General features: G+C 64.6%; 14 protein-coding genes. 5 read left to right on the top strand and 9 right to left on the bottom strand.

Going from position 1 to position 16,766, the window contains the following annotated elements:
- Positions 1-4: 4 nt before the first annotated feature.
- Positions 5-838, bottom strand: a complete 834-nt coding sequence (locus ABE463_RS01050) for a trypsin-like serine protease (protein ID WP_346466927.1) — start codon at positions 836-838, stop codon at positions 5-7.
- A gap of 75 nt (positions 839-913) precedes the next feature.
- Entirely contained in the window at positions 914-1,381 is a 468-nt protein-coding gene (locus ABE463_RS01045) for a MarR family transcriptional regulator (protein ID WP_346466926.1), read from the bottom strand.
- A 65-nt stretch (positions 1,382-1,446) separates the two neighbouring features.
- Between ABE463_RS01045 and ABE463_RS01040 the strand changes: the two genes are divergently transcribed.
- Positions 1,447-2,940: an FAD-dependent oxidoreductase gene (locus ABE463_RS01040; protein ID WP_346466925.1), complete on the top strand. Its 1,494-nt coding sequence runs from the start codon at positions 1,447-1,449 to the stop codon at positions 2,938-2,940.
- A gap of 57 nt (positions 2,941-2,997) precedes the next feature.
- On the opposite strand, the gene ABE463_RS01035 is transcribed toward ABE463_RS01040, so the two are convergent.
- Complete coding sequence (locus ABE463_RS01035) at positions 2,998-5,490, bottom strand: methyl-accepting chemotaxis protein (protein ID WP_346466924.1); 2,493 nt, start codon at positions 5,488-5,490, stop codon at positions 2,998-3,000.
- A 168-nt stretch (positions 5,491-5,658) separates the two neighbouring features.
- Between ABE463_RS01035 and ABE463_RS01030 the strand changes: the two genes are divergently transcribed.
- Both ABE463_RS01030 and ABE463_RS01025 read left to right on the top strand, forming a co-directional pair.
- The gene (locus tag ABE463_RS01030) at positions 5,659-6,762 is read left to right on the top strand and encodes a hypothetical protein (RefSeq protein ID WP_346466923.1); all 1,104 of its coding nucleotides are present in this window, start codon (positions 5,659-5,661) and stop codon (positions 6,760-6,762) included.
- Positions 6,763-6,920: 158 nt separating this feature from the next.
- On the top strand, positions 6,921-8,612 hold the full coding sequence (locus ABE463_RS01025) for a hypothetical protein (protein WP_346466922.1): 1,692 nt from the start codon (positions 6,921-6,923) through the stop codon (positions 8,610-8,612).
- Positions 8,613-8,756: 144 nt separating this feature from the next.
- Here the strand turns inward: ABE463_RS01025 and ABE463_RS01020 are convergent, their stop codons facing one another.
- Together ABE463_RS01020 and ABE463_RS01015 are read right to left on the bottom strand one after the other, a co-directional pair.
- Positions 8,757-9,626, bottom strand: coding sequence for an NmrA/HSCARG family protein (locus ABE463_RS01020; protein ID WP_346466921.1), 870 nt, complete (start codon positions 9,624-9,626; stop codon positions 8,757-8,759).
- Positions 9,627-9,656: 30 nt separating this feature from the next.
- Positions 9,657-10,592 carry an NADP-dependent oxidoreductase gene (locus ABE463_RS01015; protein WP_346466920.1) on the bottom strand — a complete coding sequence of 312 codons (936 nt, stop codon included), beginning with the start codon at positions 10,590-10,592 and terminating at the stop codon, positions 9,657-9,659.
- A gap of 103 nt (positions 10,593-10,695) precedes the next feature.
- Between ABE463_RS01015 and ABE463_RS01010 the strand changes: the two genes are divergently transcribed.
- Positions 10,696-11,571, top strand: a complete 876-nt coding sequence (locus tag ABE463_RS01010; protein WP_346466919.1) for a LysR substrate-binding domain-containing protein — start codon at positions 10,696-10,698, stop codon at positions 11,569-11,571.
- A 173-nt stretch (positions 11,572-11,744) separates the two neighbouring features.
- On the opposite strand, the gene ABE463_RS01005 is transcribed toward ABE463_RS01010, so the two are convergent.
- From ABE463_RS01005 to ABE463_RS00995, 3 genes are all read right to left on the bottom strand, one after another.
- The gene (locus ABE463_RS01005; protein ID WP_346466918.1) at positions 11,745-12,431 is read right to left on the bottom strand and encodes a hypothetical protein; all 687 of its coding nucleotides are present in this window, start codon (positions 12,429-12,431) and stop codon (positions 11,745-11,747) included.
- A gap of 156 nt (positions 12,432-12,587) precedes the next feature.
- A complete protein-coding gene (locus ABE463_RS01000) occupies positions 12,588-12,857 on the bottom strand; it encodes a hypothetical protein (RefSeq protein ID WP_259259796.1) in 270 nt (89 codons plus the stop codon).
- A 130-nt stretch (positions 12,858-12,987) separates the two neighbouring features.
- The gene (locus tag ABE463_RS00995; protein WP_346466917.1) at positions 12,988-15,231 is read right to left on the bottom strand and encodes a methyl-accepting chemotaxis protein; all 2,244 of its coding nucleotides are present in this window, start codon (positions 15,229-15,231) and stop codon (positions 12,988-12,990) included.
- Positions 15,232-15,432: 201 nt separating this feature from the next.
- On the opposite strand from ABE463_RS00995, the gene ABE463_RS00990 reads away from it, so the two are divergent.
- Positions 15,433-16,029, top strand: a complete 597-nt coding sequence (locus tag ABE463_RS00990; RefSeq protein ID WP_346466916.1) for a hypothetical protein — start codon at positions 15,433-15,435, stop codon at positions 16,027-16,029.
- A gap of 14 nt (positions 16,030-16,043) precedes the next feature.
- Here the strand turns inward: ABE463_RS00990 and ABE463_RS00985 are convergent, their stop codons facing one another.
- Positions 16,044-16,616 (bottom strand): TetR/AcrR family transcriptional regulator, encoded by a 573-nt coding sequence (locus ABE463_RS00985; protein ID WP_259259793.1) that lies wholly within the window; start codon positions 16,614-16,616, stop codon positions 16,044-16,046.
- Positions 16,617-16,766 lie beyond the last annotated feature (150 nt).

Raw genomic sequence — 16,766 nt, 5'->3', positions numbered from 1 at the left:
TGGATCAACCAACTGCGGTTGTCTGCGCCGGTTCGGCCATGATGCGCTCGATCCAGTCACGATAGTGATTCACACGCACATTGCAGGTGACCTGCCCATAGCGCCCGGGCCGGGCGGTCAGCACATTGCCCTGGACGACCTTCCACGCGCCCTGCCCGGCCAGCAGCCACTGACCATCGCGCTCGATCAGCACGGGGCCACCACTGTCACCGTTGCCCAGCACGCCTTCCAGGGGCAGCGCTTGCGGCGGTTCGTCGAAGACATAGCAGAGCCAGCGGTCGTAGGCACTGGTGATCGTGTTGAACGCGCGCCGCAGCTCGGTGCGATTGGGGCCGCTGGGAGAATGCCCGGTGGCGCCCGTCCCCGTAGCCCCCTTTCCCAGAATCTTCGCGATCTGACCGGCCTCGTCGGTGCCACTGTAGATGGCCACAGGCGCAACGTCGGTCACCGGCGCCTTCAGCCTGATCAACGCAACATCGTCGCCCGATGCAAGGAACACCACGATCAACATTGCCTCGCCACTGGCCATCGCCTGATCGATCAATGTCTGCGGCAGCGTCCTGTAGCCGGGATGGACGACAACGCGCTCGACGTCCCGGGCCGCTCCGTTGATCACTACCTGCTTGAGGTCAGCATGCATCGGCAGCGTGTGCGCGGCAGTCAGCACCCACTGCGGTGCGATCAGCGCGCCGTGACCCTCGCCGGGCATGTCCACGAGTGCGGGAAACTCGGTAGCGGGAACGCGATACTTCGCATCATCCACGTCATGCCGGATGACGATGGCATGGGCAGTTGAGGACACGGCGAGCAGCACCCCGAGTAACAACAATCGCTTCATATGTGATGCCTTGTGAGGTTCCAACAGCGGGATCAAGATGCCGGGCGCGGCAACGCAGGCTGGCTGGGTGTACCGTTACGACTCACGCTCACGGGATTCCAGCGCGCCGGCGAACTTTGCCATCAATCGCACCAGCTCCGATACGTCCTGCGCGGACCATGAGGCGAAGATCTCCCGTCCGATCCGCTCGCGGGCCGCGTCCAGCCGATCCGTCATGTCTTTGCCTTTCGGCGCGATGGTCGCCTCGCGGATGCGACGGTCTTCTGGATTGCCGCGACGCGTGACCAGTTCCATCGACGCCAGTTTGGCGACCTGGCGACTGATGGTCGTGTAATCGCGGCCCAGCCGGTCGGCCAGATCCACCACCCCGATCGGGCCGACCCGCTCGATCATCACCAGCAGGCGGAACAGCGCCTGGTCCAGCTTCAGGCCGGCGGCCTGGATCAGCATTTCATCATTGCGCGGGCGGTTCATCACGCTGGCAAGGCTGACCATGGAGAGGTGCAGCGACTTCAGCTCGGCCGAATTATGTGTATCTTGCACCCTCTTTTTCACGGGCATAGCATCTCCTCCACGTACGTGCATATTACACGCAGCTGGAGCGAGGCATGAGCAACAACCTTGATGTAGTGATCTGTGGAGCTGGCGCTGCCGGCCTCACCCTGGCCATCGAACTGGCTCGCCGCGGCGTGGCATTCCGGCTGCTGGAGCAGCGTGACCGACCCTTCCACGGCTCACGCGGCAAAGGTATCCAGCCGCGCAGCCAGGAGGTCTTCGAGGACATGGGCATCGTCAATCAGCTGTTCGCGGCGGGCGGGGCCTACCCTGTCTCCCGATCACATCACGCCGATGGCACCCATACGGACACGGTCATGGTGGAGGCGTCGCAAGCCACACCCGCCGAACCCTATCGGCGGCCGCTGATGGTGCCGCAGTTCCTGACCGAGTGCGTGATGCGCGGCCGCCTCGCCGCGCTGGGGCACCGGGTCGACTTCGGGCATGCACTGATCGGTTTGGAGCAGGACGCCGATGGCGTGACCCTGCGTCTTGCCACCTCTCTGGGCGAGCAGACGCTCCGCACACGCTATCTGATCGGCGCTGACGGCGGCCGCAGCATCGTGCGTCACGCACTCGATATTGGTTTCCCCGGCAAGACCCTGGGCGTGCGTGCAGTGGTGGCAGACATCGTGCTGCAAGGGCTGCCACGCGATGCCTGGCACACCTTCAACGAAGAGGACATGGCGCGGCGCATCGCGCTGTGTCCTTTGATGGGAACCGCGTTGTTCCAGCTACAGGCCCCGGTGCCCGTGGAGGGCGAGGTGGATCTCTCGGCAGCGGGCCTGGCGGCGATGGTACGTGAGCGCACCGGGCGGGATGACATTGCGGTTCTGGACGTCGAGTGGGCCTCGGCGTACCAGATGAACGCCCGACTCGCGGACCGTTACCGCGTCGGCCGGGCCTTCCTCGTCGGCGACGCCGCCCACACGCATCCCCCCACCGGCGGACAGGGGCTCAACACCAGTGCCCAGGATGCCTACAACCTGGGATGGAAGCTGGCCGCCGTGCTGCAGGGGGCACCGCAGACCTTGCTGGAGACCTACGAAGAAGAGCGCCGCCCTGTTGCAGCCGCGATGCTTGAGCTTGCGACGAAACTGCTCGACCACGCCCGCCGCGGCGACAATCGACGCGGCCGGGAGGTCCAGCAGCTTGATCTCGGGTACGCGGACTCACCGCTTTCGCTACCGGCCGAGCCCCGTATGGGACGCATTGCGCCGGGCAGCCGTGCTCCCGACGCCCCATTGCAGGGCGCGGGTGGGCAGCCAACGCGCCTGTTTGAGGTGCTGCGCGGTACGCATTGGACGTTGCTTGGTTACGAAGCCACACGCGCCGATGCACCGGCGCGGAAGGGCTTGCACGTCCACGTGATCGGCCAGTGCGGCGATCTGTGGGATACGCAGGGACACTTCGCCGGTGCATATGGCCTGCAGCCGGGCGAGTGGGTACTGGTGCGGCCGGATGGTTACGTCGCGGCCGTGGTCCACGAGCAGCAGATCGAGACGCTGAGCGCGCATTTCGACGGGTTGATGCCGCCGCGCCGATAAGACAACCGCACGCGGCGGGCCGGATACGCTGAGCATCCGGCCCTTATCCAGCACCGGTCAGCGGCGCGCGTCACCCAGCTTGAAGATCGCCACCGCCCCTTGAAGCGCCTGGGACTGGCTCTCCATCGAGCGCGCTGCGGCGTTGGCTTCTTCCACCAGTGCGGCATTCTGCTGGGTGGCCTCGTCCATCTGGATCACGGTCTGGCTGACCTGCTCGATGCCGGCGCTCTGTTCCTGCGACGCTGCGGAGATCTCGGCCATGATCTGGGTGACCTGCTGCACGGAGGCGACGATCTCCTCCATGGTGGTGCCCGCACGGCGCACCATCACCGCACCGCCCTCCACCTGGCCCACAGAGTCTTCGATCAGGCTCTTGATCTCGCGCGCGGCATCCGCCGAGCGCTGTGCCAGGGTACGCACCTCGCTGGCCACCACGGCAAAGCCTCGGCCCTGCTCACCGGCGCGGGCCGCTTCCACGGCGGCATTGAGCGCCAGGATGTTGGTCTGGAACGCAATGCCGTCGATGACCGAAATGATGTCAGCGATGCGTCGCGACGACGTCTCGATCCCCGCCATCGTGGTGACCACCTGGGCGACCACCTCGCCGCCCTGCCCGGCAACCCGGGCCGTGCTCTGCACCAGCTCGTCGGCCTTGCGCGCATGGTCGGCGTTCTGGCGTACCGTGGAGGTCAGCTCCTCCATCGACGCGGCGGTCTCTTCCAGGCTGGCCGCCTGCTGTTCGGTACGACGTGACAGATCGTCATTGCCGGCCACGATCTCGCTGGCGGCCAGATTGATCGCGCCGCTGCTGTGCTGGATGCGGCCGACAATGGCGGTCAGCTGATCTACGGTCGCATCGGCGTCGTCCCGCATCTGCGCGAAGACACCCTTGAAGTCGCCGACCATGCGGATGCTGAGGTCGCCGGCGGCAATGGCGCGCAGCAGACGCGACAGCTCGGCCAGGTTGGTATCGGTAGTCTGCATCAGGGCATTCAGGCCGTCCACCATGCCGCGGAAGTCGTGCGAGAACGCCTGTGCGTCGCCGCGCTTGCTGAAATCGCCGGCGGCAGCCGCCTGGGCCAGCGCCAGAATCTGAGTGTTGATGGCCTGCAGATTCCGCTTGGTCACCACCATCGCGTCGCTGATGGCGGCTTTTTCGCCAGGCAGCGCCGGCATGTCCACGGTCATGTCACCCACCGCATAACGCGACATCACCTCCACCAGCTGGCGCTGCACCTGGACATGCGCGGCCACCAGTGCGTTGGTCCCGGCCACCATGCGTCCATAGTCACCCGGGAACGTGGATGCCTCCATCCGGTACCCCATCTCACCCTGGTCATGGCGCGTGGCCATCTCACCCTGGGCATCGATCACGCTGCGCAGCTGGCTCTGCAGATGCCCCATCGACTGCAGCAGCTGGCCCATCTCGTCCATGCGGCGCGGCTCAATCCGGCTGTCCAGGCGCCCGGAGGCGACCGCACTGGAGACGCGCACCGCCTCGGCCAGCGGCGCAAGCACCTGGCGGCGGATCAACAGGAACAGCGCTGCACACAACAATGCCGCCGAGAGCAGGCCCACCACGACGATCACCATCAGCAGCGACCGCGCCGGCGCCATCACGTGGCTGGTGGGGACCGTGATGCCCAGCGCGAAGACCTCCGGCGCATCGCCCAGACGCAACGGCACCACCACACGCAGTGAGTCGACACCACGCACACTGACCTGATCGGCGATCACCTCGCCCTTGCGGGTGACGTCCAGGACCTTGCGGGTATCGGCGTCGTCACGGATCTTGCCGACCTCCGACGCATCGGCGCTGGCCATGACCGCGCCTGCCGGCGACAGCAGGCTGGCCTCGCCCACCCCCAACGGATGCAGCTGGGCGATGCGCTTCTGCAGCGCGTCCAGCGCCAGGGTCACGTTGACCGTGCCCAGGAAGCGCTCGCCGTCCATGATCGGCGTACTCAACGTGGTCATCAGCGTGTCCACGCCGGCCAGCGGGTAGACGTAGGGCTCGATGACATTGGGCCGATGGGTGTTGCGGCTCTTCAGGTACCAGTCGCCGACACCCGGAACGTCGTAGTCACGCAACGTCTCGCGCACGAGCGTTCCGTTCTGCCACGACCAATAGGCCATGAACCGTCCGCTGAAATCATGGCCCTCGGTGTCGGCGAACGCACTGTCCTTGCCATCGAAGGCGTCCGGCTCCCAGGTGCTGCTGATGCCCAGCCAGTCCTTGTGCGCACGCAGCTGCTCGCGCAGCACGACCGCTGCGGTCTCGCGGCTGAAGCGCGGATCAGTGTGCTGCGTGCGCAGCGCATTGGCCAGCGACGCGGCGGTATCGAAGCCCAACTCAAGCTCACTGGAGATGTTGCGCGCCTCGTGCCGCGCCACCTCGCGCAGCATGTCCTGCGCTGACGTCGACAGCGCCTCACTGCTTCGCCAGTAGATGACCACCGCGGTAAAGGTGAAGCAGGCCAATGCAAGCAGACCGGTACCGAGCATCAGACGTGCGGCGACACTGTCACGGCGAATCAACGAAAAACCCATGGATGGCACTCGAAAGAAAATGGCCACGGTCCGGAATGGACGCAGTGCACCGTCATGCGATAACGGCGTGAAGGCGACGTTCTTTAAGAACCATTCGACATGCGCGTGACCAGAGAACGCAGGCTATAGTGCGCACCGATGTTTCTGCGATCTACGTCGTCCACTGCCATGAAAAACCGCTCCACGCTGTCGCTGACCTTCGCGTTGATCGCGACCCTTTCCTCTGCGGCGCACGCTGCTGAATCCACCTCGACAACAGAACCGCACGTGGACATCGGCGGTGCGGTGCGCTTCAGCTATGGCTGGCTGGACTACGGCCCCACCAGCCGACTGCAACTGGAGCTGCTGCGTGCCGATATCGACGCCGGTGCAGGCCCACTGTTCCTGTCCGCGCAGTACCGCTGGTATGACGGGTTCGATGCCGTGCACCATGCCTATGTCGGTTGGAACGCGAGCGAGGACACCGTCGTGCAGGCCGGGATCCAACAGGTTCCGTTCGGACTGCTGCCCTTTGCCGCGCAGAGTTTCTGGTTCGGCTCCGGCTATTACCTGGGCATCGAGGATGACTACGATCCCGGCATGGTGATCCGTCACCGCGATGGCGCAGACCAGTGGCACCTCGGCTGGTTCGCCGGCGACGAATACGGCACCGGCGCACGCAGTGATCGCTACTCCTTCGACGTGGCCCAGACAGACACACTGCCCTACCGCGAGCGCGAGAGGCTGCACCTGCGTTACGAACACAGCCAGGCCTGGGCCGGCGGCGACCTGCTGCTGGGCGGCTCTGCTTTCAGTGGACGGGTTGAGAACGTGCGGACCGGGCAGCGTTACGGCCATCATGCGGCGGCCGTGCACGCGCAATGGACGCGCGACAGCTGGACCACACAGCTGCAGTGGGCGCGCTACCGTTACAGCATCCCGAGCGATCGCATCGCCATGTCGGCGTTCCTTGCGCCGTTCGAGATCGCGGCAGAGGCCGATGTCCCCACCGCCAATGTGGCCTATTCCTTCGGCAAGACGCGCTGGCTGGACAACGTCACCTGCTACAACAACCTGAGCATGACCTTGCCCGTGCAGGATGCCCCGCAGCTGCGGAACTCCTGGCAGAACGTCACCGGCTGCAGTGTGCAGAAGGGCGCGATGTTGACCTACGCTGACTGGATCGCCGGCAAGAACATGTGGTTTGCCGGCGGCAATGGGGTCGGGATCGATGACGGCGCAGCCACAGGCTGGCACTCCCGGTTCAACCTCAACATCGGGTTTTACTTCTAGGCGAGGCAGGCGGGCACAGGCTGCGTGTGCGTCGCCTTACAACCCAAACGCCCGCCTTCGGCCAGAGGCGGACCCGCCTGACGCGGCTGCACGGACTGCATCGGTGGAAGCAGTTGCTAACATTGTCAGCCACTCCTCCGTGGAAGGACGTCGCCCGCATGCTTTTCCTCCCGGCGTTTCATCGCGTTGTAGCGCTGACGCTCGTGGCATTGCCACTCTGTCCGGTGTCCACCCTGTCAGCGGCAGAGCCTGCTTCTGAGACCAGCGCCTTCACCCATCCCATCAACACCGCCAAAGACGCCCCTTTGATAGGCCTTGGCAGCAATGGCCTGCTGCGTTATGCCTTGTATGCCGAACGCGGTAGCGATCACGCGCGCAACATCGTTCCGGACTTCTCCCGCGCAGGCTATCAAGGCGGCGGCGTCAGTCTGCCCACCCGCTCCAGCATTCCCGTCATCGAAGTCCTTGGGCCACACGCCGAGGGTGACGACTATCCCCGTATCCAGGCAGCCATCGACGCGGTCGCCGTACGTGCCAAGGACAGCCGGGGCCTGCGCGGCGCAGTCCTGTTGCGACGCGGCCACTATAGGTTGAGCCAGATGCTGACCATCCGGGCCAGCGGCGTGGTGCTGCGCGGTGAGGGTCGAGGTGCAGACGGCACGGTGATCCGCTCCGACGTCAGCGAGCGTCAGGGCAGGATCCTTGACGTCGGGACCAGCGAATCCGCGGTGCCCCGCGCAGCGTTGGATGCACGCCGGACCGCAATCAACATCGACTACGTGCCGGTAGGGGCAATGCGGATCAGGGTAACGTCCGCAGCCGGCTATCGCGTGGGCGATACGGTGTCGATCGCGAGGGAGCCCGATGCCCGCTGGGTCGGCCCCGAGGGCATCGATACCGCGCGATATCGGTGGACGCCCAGCGACTACGCCGTTTACAGCGAACGCGTGGTCACCGCCGTAGACCATGACACGATCACCCTTGATGCCCCGATCATGGATGCCATTCAGACGCGCTTTGGTGGCGGCAGCGTCTATCGCACGGATTCCACCCGTATCTCCCAGGTCGGCATCGAAGACCTCCGGCTTGAGGGTAACCCCGAGACCGGCACGGTCAACGGCACCCCCGATTCCGGCCCCTTTATCGCACTCCGACTGGGTGCGATTCAAGATTCATGGGTTCGCGATGTCACCGTGCGGTATGTGTCGCATGGATTCGTGACCCGTAACGGCGCGCAGTTCAATACCCTGCAGGATATTGCCTATCTCGACCCGAGGTATGGCGAAACCCAAGGCGCCCGCCGCTATGTGTTTCTGTACGAGGGCAACTCGGCCTTCAATCTGATCCAGCGCTGCTACAACCAGGGCGGCAGGCATACCTTCGTCATCGGCGCACGGGTGCCTGGCCCCAACGTGTTTCTGGACTGCCTCGCCGTCGGCGACAGCAATGACAGTGGTCCACACCATCGCTGGTCCACCGGCACACTGTACGACAACACCAAGGGATACATGCTGCGGGCACAGAACCGCCGGTACAGCGGAACGGGGCATGGGTGGGCGGGCGCGCAGCAGATGTTCTGGAACACCGAGCACGATATCTACGTCGTCCAGGCGCCTCCCTTTGCGATGAACTGGAGCGTGGGACAGGTTGGCGCTATTGCACCTGGGAAATTCCCGCCTGAGGAGCAGAGCGGGATCGTGCAATCGATCGGTCAGGTGGTGACACCTCGCAGCCTGTATCTGCAGCAATTGCATGATCGTCTGGGCGAGCAGGCGGTGATCAACGTCACCACTGAAGCGCAACGTATCAGGCGCATCTGGAACACTCTGTCAGCGGGTGGCGAGGAATAGCGCTCGTCCCAAAGAAACCTCCCTGACGTGAAGGTCCGCTATCGGCCAGCGCTTGAATCGTGCAAAGGATGGGGACGCACACCGATACTTCGCCTGGTCGGCAGGTGGGCACGAATGCGCAGCCTGCCCAACCAGGTGGCGCGGTCAGGCCTTCGTTGTCGCCTCACGAACGAAGCTCTCATAGGTACGCAGCGGATGGCCGAGGATGGACTCCAGCCGCGCAATCGCGCCTTCGGCCGCCTGCATCCCGAACGTCTGGATACCCGCCATCATCAGGCGCATGTCATAGGCCAGCCACGAAGGACCGAACGCAGCCATCTGCCCTTCGAACGCTGCCACGTCATCGCCCGCATAGACCACGTCCCGACCCAACGCGGCGCTCCATACCTGCGCTACGGAGGTGCCCGTCAGTGCCTGGGGGCCGACCAGATCCAAGGTGACGGTGGCCAGCGCAGACGGCGCGCGGTCGCGTCGCAGCAGCTCTGCCACGGCAATCTCGGCGATGTCCCGCGCATCGATCATGGAGACACCGGCGCCACCCATCGGCATCGGGTAAACGCCGTAATCCTCGATCGCCTTCTGGACCATGAACTCGTTCTGCATGAAATAGGCCGGACGCAGAATGGTGGCGGGAATGCCGAGGCTCTCGATCATGCGTTCAACCGTGTACTTGCCAGTGAAGTGCGGCACATTGGTGAACTTGTCGGCATGGATGACCGACAGGTAGACGATGCGCTCGATGCCAGCCTCCCGGGCAAGGTTCAGAGCAATCAGCGCCTGGGTCAGCTCGTCCGGGGTAACCGCGTTCAACAGAAACAGCGTGCGTACTGACGAAAGGGCTGCGCGCATCGACGGCACGTCGGTCAGGTCGCCGACCACCTCGGTCACACCGTCGGGGAATGACACCTTGCCGCGCGTGCGAACGAAAGCGGTCACGTCGGCGCCTGCGCTGGCGAGGCCGTGAGTGATGAGAGAGCCGATGGTGCCTGTGGCACCGGTGACGAGAATGCTCATGTGAATCTCCTTCAAGGGATGGAAAGGGACTTAGCGCGAAAAATCCGCGACGACTTTGCCGGCGCGTGAGGTGGTGCGGTTGCGCTCGATGGCCGCAGGAATGTCGGTCAGAGCGATCACTTCGCCCACCTTCGACGTCAGCGCCCCACTGGCCACATCCAAGGCAAGCTTCTCCAGAAGAGCGACGTCCGGCTTGTTCATGAACCAGAGGCCGCGGCGGCCGGGCGGCGTGCGCGCCAGGATGTCCGCCGACGTGGTGCCGACGATGACGCCATCCTGCGCAAGCACCTGCCATGAGCGGTCCAGGACCGTACCGCCGACATAGTCGAGCACCAGGTCGATGTCGCGTGCGATGTCCTCGAAGCGCTGTGCCTGGTAGTCGATGACATGGTCCGCACCGAGGCTGCGGACGTAGTCGAGGTGCTCGGTGGCGGCGGTGGCGAAGACTTCCGTACCGGCCTGCTTGGCGTACTGCACGGCATACCCGCCCAGCCCGCCTGCTGCACCGTGGATGAGGATCCGCTGGCCAAGGCGAAGGGCGCCCGCGTGATGGAGGCTTTTCCACGCCGCAACGGCGGCAACGGGCATCGCAGCGGCATGCAGGTCGTCCAGCCGGTCAGGGGTCGGGGCCAGCGACCGTTCGTCGACGACGATGAACTCGGCATATGCGCCCAGCCCGCCCACCGCGCCCATGACCCGGTCACTAAGCTTGAAGCGCCCCGCGTCCGGGCCGACAGCGTCGACAACACCCGCCAGCTCGGCGCCCAGAACGGCGGGCAGCTGGAGTGGAAAAACCTCACGCAGATACCCTTCGCGGACCTTCCAGTCGATACCGTTGATGCCGGCGGCGCGAACCCGCACCCGCACTTGGCCCCGTCCCGGAACCGGCATTGGCAACGCTGCCACCTGCGCGACTTCAGCGCCGCCGTAGCCTTGGATCAGTACAGCCCGATGCGTCATGGTCATGGAGGATCACCCCGAAATGGATTCGATGGGGAGACGATAGACCGTTGCGAAGTCAGAACGAAGACGACAGTATGTAGACCCGCCGTTCCGAAAGTGAAACACCATGCGCCTGAATGACCTGGATGACTTCCTTCTGGTCGCGGCAAGCGGAGGGCTCGGCAAAGCCAGCAGGGCGAGCGGCAAGTCCAAAGCGACCTTGTCCCGGCGGATTTCAGACCTGGAAGAACAACTGGGTGTGAGGCTGGTCGAACGCAGTTCGCGAGGGTTGATGCTCACTGATGCGGGCCAAGTGCTCGCCAGCCGCATTGAAGCGCCCTTGAGCGAGGTCGCTGAGGCGATGACCGCCACGCGTGAAGGCGTAACGGTTCCGCGCGGTCGCCTGCGCATCGCAGCGCCCGTGCTGTTCTCTCAATTGGCAATGGGAGGAATAGGCGCTGATTTTTCTGCGGCGTACCCGGAGGTGTCTATCGAGGTCGTGGCCGAGGACCGCTTGGTCGACTTGGTTGAAGAGCAGTTCGACGTGGTCATCCGAGTCAATCCGAGTCCAGACAGCAACCTGGTAGGACGCTGTTTCGCCAAGGATCGCCTCGTTGTTGTCGCCGCCCCCAGCATGACCGTGCCAGAACCGGGTGCGGTGAGACAGGTGCCAGGAATCGTCGCTTCAACGTTCCAACCTGGCTATTGGGACCTGGACGAAGGGCGGCTGGTTCTGGAGCCGCTCCCACGACTCAGATTCTCCTCGTTCCTGATGATCCGCGACGCTGCACTTGCAGGTGCAGGGGCCGCCCTGATGCCGCAGTCCATTGCCTGGAGTCATCTTGCCCAAGGCGATCTCGTGCAGTGGGGCATCATTTCCGGTGCAGAGCCGGCGCTCTGGGTACTGCACACCTCCAGGCGCTTGGCAGCACCAAAGGTTCGTGCCTTTGTAGACTTCATGTGGGCCAGATATCCGAGTATGTCGCTGGTGCTGAAGGGATGAGGTGTCAGCCTGCGAACGATGCGATGGAGATACGGATCCATCAGGTACACGTGCTCGACGCAGCGTGCATGGCGAACGAGCGATCTCGCTGCCGATCTGGCGATCACGGTCGGCGCCTCACGCGCGGACCGTGACAGCCCCTGGGTTGACGACGCTGTGCAACGAGCCCCGCCTCACTTGCTGGCCGACCGCTCCCGACGTCCATCCTCGCCCTGCGTAGCCTCACGGCTTTTCGCGAACTCGGGGAATGTCTGCGCGATCGTTTCTTTATCCGGCAGGATGTAGAACACCCCACCACGCTCGAACGTGGACCGGACGATCTGCTCGTAGAACGCAGGCGAGACGTTGATGCAGCCGTGCGTGACGCGGTTGTCGTCCGGCGAAGGGGACGCGAGGCGCTCTGCGCGCTTTTCCGCCGGGACGCCGGTCGCGGTCGGATGAATGGAGACGGCGGACTCGTAGTCGACCCACAGCACGCGCCCCGCATCGATCGATGGGCCATAACCGCCCACAAAGCGACCGGCGGGCGTCGTGCGGTCCCGCCCGGGAATCTCGCGAAGCGCAAGGCCGGCGACGCCGGGGGCCGTATGGTCGCCGGCGGCCGAACCGAACAGCCCAGGGGCCGCGCCACGGAGCCGACCGTCGCCGTCGAAGATGAGAACCTGTGCCGCGGCCTTGTCCATGATCGCGAACGGATAGCCTTGGGCATCCTTGCTTGCGACCACCCAGCCGGCCAGTTCAATCACAGTGGCGGAAACGTCCTGGCCTTCCGGGAGCTCATCCACGGCGGTAACCGGAGGTGCAACGGTATCGTCTGCACGGGCCACACCCATGCTGGCCAACGCCAGCGCCAGCGCCATGGCCAGCGCGCCACATACGGCGCGGGATGCAGGATAGGAATGCGTACGGATGGGAATAGTCCTCGAAATCAGGTCTGCATTACAGAAGCAAGCCGGTGGACGACAACGTCCACCGGTCGCCTATTCAGACGTTTCTTACAGCGTGTTCAAACGCAATCAACCGCGCGGCGTGCGCTTGGGTGCCCTTTCGAGCTGCTGGACGCGGCCTTCGATCTGATCCAGACGCTGGTTGGCCTGCTGCGCGGACTGGTTGGCAGACTCGGCGCTCTGTGCAGCACCCTGCACCTTTACGTCGAGCTGATCGAGCCGGGAGTTGATCGTTGCAAACTCGTCTTTGTAGGTCGCGCAGGCGCTGAGGCCAACGGTGGCGACAAGCGCCACGCCGAGCGTACGTGCCATTTTCAGATGTTGCTTGGTCAGAATCATTGCAGTCCCTCCTTTGTGTGGGGAAATCGGACTATAGCGGCCTTTTCGCCAGAGCCATGACCGGCTTTCAGCTTCAGTTGGAGGACGTAGAGGGTGCGTGAAGATGGTCGGCGCCGCTCCTGCTGGTGCCTCAGAACTCCTGCCAGTCGCCGCCGGTGTCGGCCATGGCCACCCGCGGGAGCGCGGATTTCGGCGCCAGTGCAGGTCCACGAGCGGTCGCGGAGGCCTTGGTTGTCACGCTGGCGGCGGTCGGCGCACGCGCTGGCCGCGGTGCTTCTGCATAGCTGGAGTGAGACAGCTTGAAGCGCGCGACGGCACCGGAAAGGGTGGTCGCCTGCTCTTCCATCGAGCGTGCGGCGGCGGTGGCTTCTTCCACCAGCGCGGCATTCTGCTGTGTGGTTTCGTCCAGCTGCACCACCGTCTGGCTGACCTGCTCGATGCCGGCAGACTGCTCCTGCGATGCCGCGGAGATTTCCCCCATGATGTCGGTCACGCGCCGCACCGATGTCACGATTTCCTCCATGGTCACGCCCGCCTTGTCGACCAGGCCCGCGCCGATGGTCACCTTGGTCACAGAGTCTTCGATCAGCTCCTTGATTTCCTTGGCCGCCGCCGCCGAGCGCTGTGCCAGGGTGCGCACCTCGCTGGCCACCACCGCAAAACCACGCCCCTGCTCACCGGCACGCGCCGCTTCCACGGCGGCATTCAGCGCCAGGATGTTGGTCTGGAACGAAATACCATCGATGACCGTGATGATGTCGCCGATCCGCTTGGACGAGGTTGAGATCTCGCGCATCGTGGACACCACATCCAGCACCACCTTGCCACCGTCGGAGGCGACGCCGCCAGCGCTGATGGCCAGCTGATTGGCCTGACGTGCGTGCTCGGCGTTCTGGCGCACGGTCGAGGTCAGTTCCTCCATGGACGCTGCGGTCTCCTCCAGATTGGCGGCCTGCTGTTCCGTCCGCCGGGAGAGATCGTTGTTGCCGCTGGCGATCTCCACGGCCGCGGTGTTGATGCTGCCCGCGGCAACCTGGATGCTGCCGATGATCGTGGTCAGCTGGCCGACGGTGCTGTTGGCATCGTCACGCATCTGCGCGAACACCCCTTGGAACTCACCGTCCATGCGCGCGGTGAGGTCACCGGCAGCGATCGCCTTCAGCAGTGCGGACAGCTTGCGCAGGTTCTCGTCGCTGACATGCATCATCAGGTTCAAGCGCTCGATCATCGCCTTGAACTCATGTTCGAACGCGGCTTCGTCGCCGCGCACGCTGAAGTCGCCCGCGGCCGCCGCCGAGCCCAGCATGCGGATCTGCGCATTGATGGCCGACAGGTTGCGCTTGGTGACCGCCATCGCCTCGGTAAAGCGCGCCTTGTCCCCGGGCAGCGCTTCCATGTCATCGCGAAGATCGCCAACCGCGTAGTGCTGCATCACATCGACCAGGCGCTGGGTCAGCGCGATGTTGCTGCCCACCACCGCATTGGTGCCGGCGGCGATGCGCCCGAAATCGCCCGGGAACGCGGTCTCGTCGATGCGGAAGTCGAGCTCGCCCTTATCGTGGCGCTGCGCCATCTCCTGCTGCGCCGCAGAGAATGCGCGCAGGCGATGGGCCATGGCGTCCATGCTGGACAGCAGCTGCCCGGTTTCGTCGCGGCCGGCCCTGCCAATCGGGGTATCGAAGCGCCCTTCGGCGATCGCACTGGAGACCGACATGGCCCGGCGCAGCGGCCCGGTCAGGCTGCGCGCGGTCAGCCAGGCCAGCAAGCCGCCGCAGAGCAGCGCCACCAGCGAGAAAACGATCATCAGCGTCCGCGACGTGGCGATGGCGGTATCGATCGCGGCGGCCCCATCGGCATTGCGCTTCACCTGCAGCTCCACCGCGTTCTGCAGGCTGGTGGACCGCGCCTGCATCAACGGCAGCGCCTCGCCGTAGAGCAGGCTTTTGGCGGCATCATCCTCGTTGGCCTTGGCCAGTTCGATGATCTGGTTGTGGATCGGCAGCGCCGCGGCGCGTGCGTCCTTGATCACCTGCTTGGCCGCCGTGCCCGACGCATCGTGCGGCATCGCATCGAGGGCCTCACTGCTCTTGGCGTAGTCGGCACGCGTGCTGGCGATATCGGCGAGGATCGCCTCGCCGTTGTCGGTACCGTTGAGGATCAGGTCACGAACATTGCGCTCATTCTCGAAATTGTCACGACGCAGGGCATACAACAGCTGCACTTTCTTGCTGTTCTGTTCCATCACATCCACCTGCCGGCCGATCTTGTCGGCCTGGTACAGCGCAAGCGAGGACGATGCGATCAGAAGGACAAGGATGAGACCAAAGCCGGCGGCCAGTTTTGCGCCGACATTGAGGTTGCGGAAGTAGTCCATTGCAGAGCTCTGTGAATTCGCCGATGACCGGCCTTCATTCCAGTTTCGGCGGCAATGTCAATATCTTTAATCGATAACAACATACGTATTCACTGTGCTGATCGTGGCGGATCGATGTGGCGGCCACCACAGACCCGCCCCTCCGCCTATGCGTTACTCTTCTGCCCGCCCCAAAACCTCGTCTACCGGATGGATTCACGGATGAAGCACTCCCCCGCTCTACTGGCGTCGGCACTGATGTGTGCTCTTGCCACCGCTTGTGCGGCCAGCGAAGGCGCCGCCGACAAGGCCACCGCCGTCGACTCGACCCTGCCCGAATGCCCCGTGGCTGCCGAACTCGCTGGCGGAAAGAGCATCGCCGCGTTCAACGCACTGCCACGCCAGTTGCAGGAGAACATGGACGATCACTGCAGCCCGGCGACAGTTTCGTCGATGATCCTCAGTCACGAGGGTGTGTGCCGGATCGGCAACGTGCCGATGACCGCCTCCAGCCTGACCACACTCAAGGACTCTGGCAAACCCGTCGCCTTGATGTTCATGGCCCCCTACCGGCCGGACACGCACGCGGCATTGCAGGCGTTGCTTGAGGCCCGCTATGCGAAGCTGCCGCTCTCCGCCTATCGGCGCAGCGTGCCGGTGCACCAGGAGCAGACGACCATCGTCAGCCAGCCGGGCGGCACGATGGTCATCCTTGGGAAACCATCAGAGGGAATGCCAGGCGCCTGGATGTCCAGCATCCAGCAGCTCGCTCCGGGCAATGTCGACCTCGTCAACCGCGATCTCAACCGCTGCCGTTGATGGCGTCGGGTTGATTATCGGGCCGCCAATCGCGCCAGGACGTCCGCGCGGCAAATGTCGAGAATCTCATCGGCCAGCGGCGCATCGTCCGGGCAGGACCTGGACAACACTACCGCGCCTACGGCCATGGCCATCAAGGCGATCCTGCGCGCACGTCCGTCCGGGCTGACGTCCACGCCTGGCTGAGCATCGTCGAGAGCGGGACGGTCCACCTGCGCATCAATACCGGCGGCAAAGGCCGCCTTGACCGATGCTGGCTGCCGCGCGGCGTCGGCGCACAGCGCGGCCATCGTGCAGCCCTGTCCCGGGTTGTCCCGGTGCTCGCGCGAAATGTAATAGCTCAGAAAATCTGCCAGCTCCATGCCTGCCGCGGCATCGGCAGACTGCGCCAGACCGCAGGCGGAAGCCTCGGCCATCAGGTCGGCCTTGGACCCGAAGTGCTTGTAAAAGCCACCGTGAGTAAAGCCGGCGGCCGCCATGAGATCTGCCACCCCCACGCCGTCGTAGCCCCGCTCCCTGAAGAGCGTGGAGGCGGTCTCGACGATGTGCGCCCGGTTGGCCTGCGCCTGTGCCTTGGTGACTTTCATGACGGGTTGTCTCTTGACGCTCTGCCTCTTTAGGCGCGCAGCTTACCACGGATAGATGACCACCATCATCAAACTGTTGACATCTAAGATTACGGTCATCATCATTGCCGCATTCCCGGACGACGCCACTGCCGGCCCGCCCGCGCCACC

This window comes from Stenotrophomonas sp. TWI819, from assembly GCF_039673075.1.
In the GTDB taxonomy this organism is placed as follows: domain Bacteria; phylum Pseudomonadota; class Gammaproteobacteria; order Xanthomonadales; family Xanthomonadaceae; genus Stenotrophomonas; species Stenotrophomonas rhizophila_B.
The sequence above is the reverse complement of the archived record's forward strand: the minus strand, read 5'-3'. Positions and strand labels throughout refer to the sequence as shown.

Bases quoted from the DNA above. Each gene is read 5' to 3' on its own strand.
- ABE463_RS01050 (WP_346466927.1), bottom strand. From the start codon at position 838: ATGAAGCGATTGTTGTTACTCGGGGTGCTGCTCGCCGTGTCCTCAACT.
- ABE463_RS01040 (WP_346466925.1), top strand. From the start codon at position 1,447: ATGAGCAACAACCTTGATGTAGTGATCTGTGGAGCTGGCGCTGCCGGC.
- ABE463_RS01035 (WP_346466924.1), bottom strand. From the start codon at position 5,490: ATGGGTTTTTCGTTGATTCGCCGTGACAGTGTCGCCGCACGTCTGATG.
- ABE463_RS01030 (WP_346466923.1), top strand. From the start codon at position 5,659: ATGAAAAACCGCTCCACGCTGTCGCTGACCTTCGCGTTGATCGCGACC.
- ABE463_RS01025 (WP_346466922.1), top strand. From the start codon at position 6,921: ATGCTTTTCCTCCCGGCGTTTCATCGCGTTGTAGCGCTGACGCTCGTG.
- ABE463_RS01020 (WP_346466921.1), bottom strand. From the start codon at position 9,626: ATGAGCATTCTCGTCACCGGTGCCACAGGCACCATCGGCTCTCTCATC.
- ABE463_RS01015 (WP_346466920.1), bottom strand. From the start codon at position 10,592: ATGACCATGACGCATCGGGCTGTACTGATCCAAGGCTACGGCGGCGCT.
- ABE463_RS01010 (WP_346466919.1), top strand. From the start codon at position 10,696: ATGCGCCTGAATGACCTGGATGACTTCCTTCTGGTCGCGGCAAGCGGA.
- ABE463_RS01005 (WP_346466918.1), bottom strand. From the start codon at position 12,431: ATGGCGCTGGCGCTGGCGTTGGCCAGCATGGGTGTGGCCCGTGCAGAC.
- ABE463_RS01000 (WP_259259796.1), bottom strand. From the start codon at position 12,857: ATGATTCTGACCAAGCAACATCTGAAAATGGCACGTACGCTCGGCGTG.
- ABE463_RS00995 (WP_346466917.1), bottom strand. From the start codon at position 15,231: ATGGACTACTTCCGCAACCTCAATGTCGGCGCAAAACTGGCCGCCGGC.
- ABE463_RS00990 (WP_346466916.1), top strand. From the start codon at position 15,433: ATGAAGCACTCCCCCGCTCTACTGGCGTCGGCACTGATGTGTGCTCTT.
- ABE463_RS00985 (WP_259259793.1), bottom strand. From the start codon at position 16,616: ATGAAAGTCACCAAGGCACAGGCGCAGGCCAACCGGGCGCACATCGTC.